This is a genomic window from Polaromonas sp. P3_C2 (assembly GCF_056402675.1).
Genome location: NZ_JBFUGX010000963.1, coordinates 1 through 1,208 on the forward strand (window position 1 = coordinate 1; position 1,208 = coordinate 1,208).

At 65.4% G+C, this 1,208-nt stretch carries 2 protein-coding genes; both read right to left on the reverse strand.

What is annotated here, in order from left to right; genetic code table 11:
• The coding region (locus tag AC1DWI_RS23800; RefSeq protein WP_477725992.1) for a LysR substrate-binding domain-containing protein at positions 1–916 on the reverse strand (916 nt) is incomplete at its 3' end.
• A gap of 12 nt (positions 917–928) precedes the next feature.
• Positions 929–1,208: P-loop NTPase (locus AC1DWI_RS23805; RefSeq protein ID WP_477725993.1), on the reverse strand; the 280-nt coding region annotated here is incomplete at its 5' end.

Genomic DNA, 1,208 nt, shown 5'->3' on the forward strand with positions numbered 1-1,208 from the left:
CAGCCGCGTGGCGCAGCCAGGCGGGCTCGGCTGCCAGAGCCATGGCCGCCTCCAGCGTGCGGGAGGGCCGGTCGCTGGCCTGCATCATGAAGCCGACAGGCGTCTCCACATCCGGCGTCAGGGGCAGGGCTTCGAGTTCGCGGTAACCCTGAACGGCGCACACCAGCGCGCCTGCCAGCACGCTGCAAACCTCGCCAACGACGACGGTCAGGGCCAGCGTCAGCATGGAATTGGTTTCCATCACGGGCTTGACGGTGACTCCCGCAGCGGCAAACGCGGCATCCACCCGGGTGCGGCTGTGCATGTCGGGTGTCAGCAGGCACAGCGGCAACTTCGCGGCATCGGCCCAGGTCATGGGCGAGCCGAAGCGTAATACATCCGGGCTGGGTTTGGCAGCACGGCGCACCAGGAAATAGCGCTCGATGTACTGCGGCAAGGTGGTCAGCCGCGTATTGCGCGCGCTCAGACGCTCGGTGTAGCCCAGCGCCATGTCCAGCGACAGGTTTTCCAGCCGGGTTTCGATGTCGTGTGAATTGAGGGACAGCACCACCGGTGTGATGCCCGGATGCCGGACGTGCAGCATGGCGGCAAAACGCGCGGCGATGGAGACCGCCGTGGGAACGACGCCAATCGTCAAATGCCCGCGTGGGCTGTCCACTGAGCTGTCGAGCTGTTGCTTGAGGATTTCGCGCTCATGCAGCATGCGCCGGGCGCTGGCGAGGACGCGTTCACCCTCCTCTGTGAACCCAACAAACGCACGCCCGCGGACCACGATGGCAGCGCCGAACTCGTCTTCCAGCGCGCGCAGGGCGTTGGACAAGGCGGGCTGCGTGATGTTGCAGGCCTGCGCCGCGCGGCCGAAGTGCTTGTGCTCGTCAAGCGCGGCCAGGTAACGCAGGGAGGCCAGCAGGTTCATGGCAAGAACGCCTTAAGTGTTCTTGGAGATCGTGATGGTCGGAAACTTGGCGGAGAAATCCTTAGCCTTCGCGGCCACGGTAATGGCCATCTTGCGCGCCACGGCCTTGTAGATGCCGGCGACCTCGCCGTCGGGATCGGCCACCACGGTGGGACGGCCGTTGTCGGCCTGCAGGCGGATCTGGATGTCCAGCGGCAAGGCGCCCAGGTAGTCCATCTTGTAGTCGGCCGCCATTTTCTTGCCGCCGCCTTCGCCAAAGATATGCTCGGCATGGCCGCAGTTGCTGCAGATG